Here is a 6156-nt window from a genome sequence, read left to right as displayed (position 1 = left end):
CTCCTGCGCGAACACGATCCCGTTCTCGTCATGCGGCGGCGCGACGGAGGGACAGGGCCAGGCCGATCGCGGCCGCCGCGACCACCAGCGCCGACAGCAGCGGCAGCGCCGTCACACCCGAGCCGGCCACCACGAGCGACGCCAGCGCGGCACCGACAGCGATCCCGCCGTTGAACAGCACGGGGATGAGCGCGCCGGCGAACGAGCGCCGCTCGGGTCCGGCCAGCCGCAGGATCAGCGTCTGGGCGAAGGGCGGCATGCCGCCCGACACGACTCCCCACGCCACGACGACGGCGAGGCCCACCGCCGGGTGCACGTCGACGACGCCCAGCGCCGCCACGGTCAGCGCGGTCGCGGCCACGCTCACGACCAGCGCAGGCGCGGTCCGGTTGCCGAACCGGCCGGCCAGTGCCACCCCCACCGCCGAGGCGAGGCCGAACACCAGCAGCAGCGCGCTCATCCCGCCGGGCAGCGCCTCGGCCGGCGCCTCCGTCAGGCGTGTGATGTAGGTGTACGCGCCGTAGTGACCCACCAGCACCAGCGCCACGAGGCCCGTCACCACCAGCAGTGGGCCCATGCCGCGCGGCGCCGGGGCGCCCGGGTCTGGCTCCGCCCCGTCCGCCGTCGCGCCCGCCGCGCCCGCCCCGCCCTCCGGGACCTCCGGAGCCGCAGGGGCCGCCGCACGCGCCACGACCAGCCGGACCGCGACGGCCCCCAGGACGCCGAGGACCGCGAGCGCCCCGAAGGCGGCCCGCCAGCCGGCGGCGTCGGCGACGAGCCTGGCGAGCGGGGTACCCACGACCATCCCGAGGGTCGCCCCGCCGAGCACCACGGCGACGGCGCGCCCGAGCAGGCGGTCGGGGACCAGGTCGGCGACGTGCGCGTTGGTCGTGGCCCACAGCAGCCCGACCGCTGCCGCGCCCAGGATCCGTGCCCCGACCGCGAGCTGGAACGTCGGCGCGAGGGCGGTGAGGGCCGACGAGAGGGCGAGCACGGCCAGTCCGCCGGCGATCACGGCGCGGCGGTCCCTGCCGCGCGTCAGCCGCACCAGCGGGAAGCTGAGCACGACCACCACCGCCGCCCACACCGAGACCAGCATGCCGGTGCTCGACTCGGCGACGCCGAGGCCCGTGCTCATCTGCTCCAGCACGGCCGTCGGCAGCATCTCGGCGGTGACCATGAGGAGCGTCCCCGCGCCCAGCACGAGCAGGGACGGCCAGGGCAGGACGTCGGTGGGGCGGTTCGGTGTACCCGCGTCCGGGTCGGCGAGGACCGGCTCGAGGGTTGGCGCAGTGCCTGTCGTAGTGCCTGTCGTAGTGCCTGTTGTAGTGGCTGTCGTCTCCATGTCGGCAACGCTAAAGTTTGACACTGGTGTCAATGTCAAGCCCTGTCCGGAGGCCAACATGAAGATCGGTGAGCTCGCCGCCCGTACGGGCGTGACCACCCGCCTGATCAGGTACTACGAGCAGCAGGACCTGCTCGAGGCGGACCGGGCGCCGAACGGTTACCGCACCTACACCGAGGCCCACGTGGAGCGCGTGTCCCGCGTGGCGGGCCTGGTCCAGGCCGGCATCCCGACGCGGCTGGTCAAGGTGCTGCTCGACGCCGAGCTCGCCGCGGCCCGCGACGAGCCGACGTGCCCGCGCGAGGTGGCCGAACAGCTCGCCACGGAGCTCGTCGGCGTCCAGGAGCGCATCGACTGCCTCACCCGGAGCCGGGACTCGATCCGCTCGTTCCTGAAGGCGACCCAGAACGAGGTGCTGCTCCGTGAGGCAGCAGAACCGGCGCTGACCCCCTGACCGCCCTCCTGCGCCGAGACAGAACCCTGGCGAGATAGAACTGGGGCCGAAACGATAATCGTTTCGGCCCCAGTTCGATCTCGCCAGAGTTCTACTTCGCCACGGTTCTACTTCGCGGAAACGGCGTCACTCGACGCCGAGCAGGACCTCTACCGCGCGGCTCAGGAACGCGTCCACCGAGGCCTCGTCGTAGGCGTCCGCACCGCGCGCGCGTCCGAAGGTCGCCGACCGGATGTCGCCCGCCGTCAGCGGCTCCTGCCGGTCGAAGTACCCGATGAGCCGGTCGCACAGGTCGTCGACGTCGTCCTTGTCGTAGCCCTGCGAGCCACGGTCGGCGGGCGCGAACTTCTCGCCGTCGGGCCGGCCGAGACGCCCGTAGAGCGAACGCGCACGCTCGGCGAGCGCGTTCATCCAGGCCTGCTGCCCGTGCGCCGCCGAGTACTCCGCGCGCTGCCTGGCGATGAACGCCGCCTCGAGCCGGTCGAGCGCCGCGTCGACCTCGTGGGTGTTGTACCCACCGCGGGTCAGGTCGAACGTGGACGCCTGGATGTCGGCACTCGTCAGCCGGTCCGCGGTACGCCCCTCGTACGCCTGCCGCGCGTGCTCGAAGAACTCGTCGACCTCGTCCTTGTCGTACCCGGTGCGCATCGCGGGAACGCTGTTGAACATCCCACTCACTCGTCGTCCTCCTCAGCCGCAAGCTGCCCGCAGGCCCCGTCGATATCGCTCCCGCGGGTATCACGGATCGTGGTCGGGATCCCGTGACCGCGCAATCGTGCCACAAACTCGTCCTCGACATCCCGGTCGCTCGCGGTCCAGATGGAGCCGGGCGTCGGGTTGAGCGGGATCGGGTTCACGTGCACCCAGCCGCGGCCGCGGGCGTTGAGCTTCTCGCCGAGCAGGTCCGCCCGCCATGCGTGGTCGTTCATGTCCTTGATCAGCGCGTACTCGATGGACACGCGGCGGCCGGTCACCTCGAAGTAGTTCCGCGCGGCGTCCAGGGTCTCGTCGACGCTCCAGCGCGTGTTGATCGGCACCAGCTCGGAGCGCAGGTCGTCGTCGGGCGCGTGCAGCGAGAGGGCGAGCGTGACCGGGATGCCCTCCTTGGTGAGCTTCTGCATCGCGGGGACCAGGCCGACCGTTGAGACCGTGACGTTGCGGGCCGACATGCCGAAGCCCTCCGGCTGCGGCGCGACCAGCGTCCGCACCGTCTCGATCACCGCCTTGTAGTTGGCCAGCGGCTCGCCCATGCCCATGAACACCAGGTTGTTCAGCCGGGTGACGCCGCCGGGGATCTCGCCGTCGGCCAGCGAGCGGAACGCCGCGCGGACCTGTTCGAGGATCTCCGCCGTCGAGAGGTTCCTGGTCAGGCCGAGCTGTCCCGTCGCGCAGAACGGGCAGGCCATGCCGCAGCCCGCCTGGCTGGAGACACACAGGGTGGTGCGCTGCGGGTAGCGCATCAGCACCGACTCGACCTTGGCCTCGTCGAACAGGTGCCAGAGCGTCTTGACCGTGGTGCCGCCGTCGGCCTCGAGCTTGCGGGTGGGCCGCATCAGCTCGGGGAACATGGTGGTCGCGAGCGCGTCCCGGGACTTCGCCGGGAGGTCGGTCATCTTCGCCGGATCGCTCGTGTAGTGCGTGAAGTAGTGCGTGGCGAGCTGCTTGGCGCGGAACGCCGGCTCGCCCGCCTCCACGACCGAGGCGACCCGCTCCTCCGGCGTGAGGTCGGCGAAGTGCCTCGGGGGCTTGCCGCGGCGCTTCGGCGCCATCTGCAGCGGGATCGCCGGCGTCTCGTCCGAGGGACGCACGACGGGCTGGGCAAGGGGAGTTTTCATCAGGCAACCACCGAGAGCACGAGATAGACGAAGGGCGCTGTGATGATCATCGAGTCGAGGCGATCCAGCACGCCCCCGTGCCCCGGGAGCAATGAGCCCATGTCCTTCAATTCTAGGTCACGCTTGAGCAGGGACTCGGCGAGATCGCCCACAGTGGCAGTGATGGCGGTCATGACGCCGAGCGCTATCCCGAGGACCGGGCTCTCGCCCAGCCCGTAGACCGCTCCGAGCACACCCACCGCGGTGGCCAGCACGATCGAGCCGGCCAGGCCCTCCCACGACTTCTTCGGGCTCACCGTCGGCGCGAGCGGGTGCCTGCCCAGCAGGACGCCGGCGATGTAGCCGCCCGTGTCGTTGGCGACCGCCAGGAGCACGAACAGCACGACCCGGATCTCACCGTCGGGCTGCGCCAGCATGAGGACGACGAACCCCGCGAGGAACGGGACGTACGCGGCGGCGAAGACCGACGCGGCGGAGTCCCGGACGGCGCCGAGGCCGGACCCGTCGAGCGCACGCCAGACGACGGCCGCGGCGACCGTCAGCACGAAGGCGACGAACAGCGCCTCACCGCCGCCCCGGTACGCGGAGACGATCATGCCGGCGGCCCCCACGAACAGGGGCACCATCGGCAGGCGCAGGTTACGGCGCGCGAACGCCTGGCGCAGCTCCCACAGCCCCGCCCACATCAGGAGGACCACGAAGAGGACGAACGGCTCCGGTCGCCAGTACAGCGACGCGCCGACGATCCCGAGCAGGCCGAGGCCGACCAGGATCGCTGCGGGCAGGTTACGGCCTGCGCGCGACTTCCTCGGGGCCGGTACGGCCTCGGAGTCTGGACTCACGGCGGTCTGCGCACTGTCGCGCTCTGATCTGTCTCGAGGTGGTGCGGACATCAGACCTCGAGCAGCTCGCTCTCCTTGGTGGCGAGCAGCTGGTCGATGACGTCGACGTGGCTCTTGGTGAGCTTGTCCAGCTCCTTCTCGGCGCGCACGACCTCGTCCTCGCCGGCCTCGCCGTCCTTGACGACGCGGTCCAGCTCGTCCTTGGCCTTGCGCCGGATGTTGCGCACCGAGACGCGAGCCTCCTCGGCCTTGGCCTTGGCGAGCTTCACGTAGTCGCGGCGACGCTCCTCCGTGAGCGAGGGCAGCACCACGCGGACGACGTTGCCGTCGGTCGCGGGGTTCACGCCCAGGTCGGAGTCGCGCAGCGCCTTCTCGACGGCGGGCAGCGAGCTCTTGTCGAACGGGGCGACCATCACGGTACGGGCGTCCGGGATGTTGAACGACGCGAGCTGCTGCAGCGGCGTCGGCGCACCGTAGTAGTCGACGGTGATCTTGCTGAACATCCCCGCGTTGGCACGACCGGTACGGATGCCCGCGAAGTCTTCCTTGGCGACCTCGATCGCCTTCTCCATCTTTTCCTCGGCCTCGAGGAGGGTCTCGTCGATCACCACTGCTCCTTCATTCGTCTACGGGTGGTGCCGGGGCCACTCTACGGACACTTTGCCCGGCTACCGAAAGGATCGCGCGTTCACCGGAGCCCGGGTCCCGCCGGGTCGGTGCGGACTCGGCGGGGGGGGCGGCGCGAGGTGGTCAGCGCGAGGTGATCAGCGTGCCGATGGGCTCGCCCGCCAGCGCGCGGGTCACGTTGCCCTCGCCCTCCATGCCGAACACGCGCATCTGCACGTTGTTGTCGCGGCACATCGCCAGCGCCGTGTCATCCATGACGCCGAGCCGGTTGACGAGCGCGTCCGTGTAGGTGAGGTGGTCGAGCTTCTTGGCGTCGGGGTTGCGGCGCGGGTCGGAGTCGTAGACGCCGTCGACGCCGTTCTTGCCCATGACCACCTGCTCGCAGCCCGTCTCCAGGGCGCGCTGCACCGCCACGGTGTCGGTCGAGAAGTACGGCATGCCCGCACCCGCGCCGAAGATGACGACGCGGCCCTTCTCCAGGTGCCGGATCGCGCGCAGCGGGATGTACGGCTCCGCGACCTGACCCATGGTGATCGCGGTCTGGACGCGCGTCTTGACGCCGGCCTGCTCCAGGAAGTCCTGCAGGGCCAGGCAGTTCATGACCGTGCCGAGCATGCCCATGTAGTCGGCGCGGGCGCGGTCCATGCCCGCGACGCTCAGTTCGGCGCCGCGGAAGAAGTTCCCGCCGCCGACGACGATGGCGACCTGGATGCCGTCGCGCACCGCCACGCCGATCTCCTTGGCCATGCGCCGGACGACGACGGCGTCGAGCCCTACGCTGCCGCCGCCGAACGCCTCGCCCGACAGCTTCAGGAGCACACGCCGGGCAGGCTTGCCCTCCATGTCCACCGCGAAGTTTTGAGTCGCCTCGTCGCTCACTGGTCCGTCACCCTTCGGTCGTCACTACCGGGAAGCTGGCTCGTGCCCCTGACGGAGCCCGGCGTGCGCACCGGCCCCCGTCAGAGGCACCGGCCCGCCTACGCGTCGGCCCCGCCCCCCCCGCAGCCCGGGACCGGCCGGCCGGGGTGCGGGAAGGAACGACGCGGGAAACCA

General features: G+C 71.1%; 7 protein-coding genes. 1 reads left to right on the top strand and 6 read right to left on the bottom strand.

The window, feature by feature from the left end:
- Positions 1–28: 28 nt before the first annotated feature.
- Complete coding sequence (locus ACFWE2_RS24080; RefSeq protein WP_377226737.1) at positions 29–1345, bottom strand: MFS transporter; 1317 nt, start codon at positions 1343–1345, stop codon at positions 29–31.
- A 58-nt stretch (positions 1346–1403) separates the two neighbouring features.
- Between ACFWE2_RS24080 and ACFWE2_RS24075 the strand changes: the two genes are divergently transcribed.
- Entirely contained in the window at positions 1404–1799 is a 396-nt protein-coding gene (locus ACFWE2_RS24075) for a MerR family transcriptional regulator (protein ID WP_377226736.1), read from the top strand.
- Between the two features lie 126 nt (positions 1800–1925).
- On the opposite strand, the gene ACFWE2_RS24070 is transcribed toward ACFWE2_RS24075, so the two are convergent.
- The 5 genes from ACFWE2_RS24070 to pyrH all read right to left on the bottom strand — a co-directional run bounded on the left by ACFWE2_RS24070 (position 1926) and on the right by pyrH (position 5946).
- Positions 1926–2468, bottom strand: a complete 543-nt coding sequence (locus ACFWE2_RS24070; protein WP_377226739.1) for a DivIVA domain-containing protein — start codon at positions 2466–2468, stop codon at positions 1926–1928.
- 5 nt (positions 2469–2473) lie between these two features.
- On the bottom strand, positions 2474–3568 hold the full coding sequence (gene rlmN, locus ACFWE2_RS24065; RefSeq protein WP_377226738.1) for a 23S rRNA (adenine(2503)-C(2))-methyltransferase RlmN: 1095 nt from the start codon (positions 3566–3568) through the stop codon (positions 2474–2476).
- A 65-nt stretch (positions 3569–3633) separates the two neighbouring features.
- On the bottom strand, positions 3634–4476 hold the full coding sequence (locus ACFWE2_RS24060) for a phosphatidate cytidylyltransferase (RefSeq protein WP_377226735.1): 843 nt from the start codon (positions 4474–4476) through the stop codon (positions 3634–3636).
- Positions 4477–4526: 50 nt separating this feature from the next.
- Entirely contained in the window at positions 4527–5084 is a 558-nt protein-coding gene (gene frr / locus ACFWE2_RS24055; protein ID WP_377226734.1) for a ribosome recycling factor, read from the bottom strand.
- A 142-nt stretch (positions 5085–5226) separates the two neighbouring features.
- Complete coding sequence (gene pyrH / locus ACFWE2_RS24050) at positions 5227–5946, bottom strand: UMP kinase (RefSeq protein ID WP_116677620.1); 720 nt, start codon at positions 5944–5946, stop codon at positions 5227–5229.
- Positions 5947–6156 lie beyond the last annotated feature (210 nt).

It is taken from the genome of Promicromonospora sp. NPDC060271 (genome assembly GCF_042726755.1).
GTDB lineage: Bacteria > Actinomycetota > Actinomycetes > Actinomycetales > Cellulomonadaceae > Promicromonospora.
The sequence above is the reverse complement of the archived record's forward strand: the minus strand, read 5'-3'. Positions and strand labels throughout refer to the sequence as shown.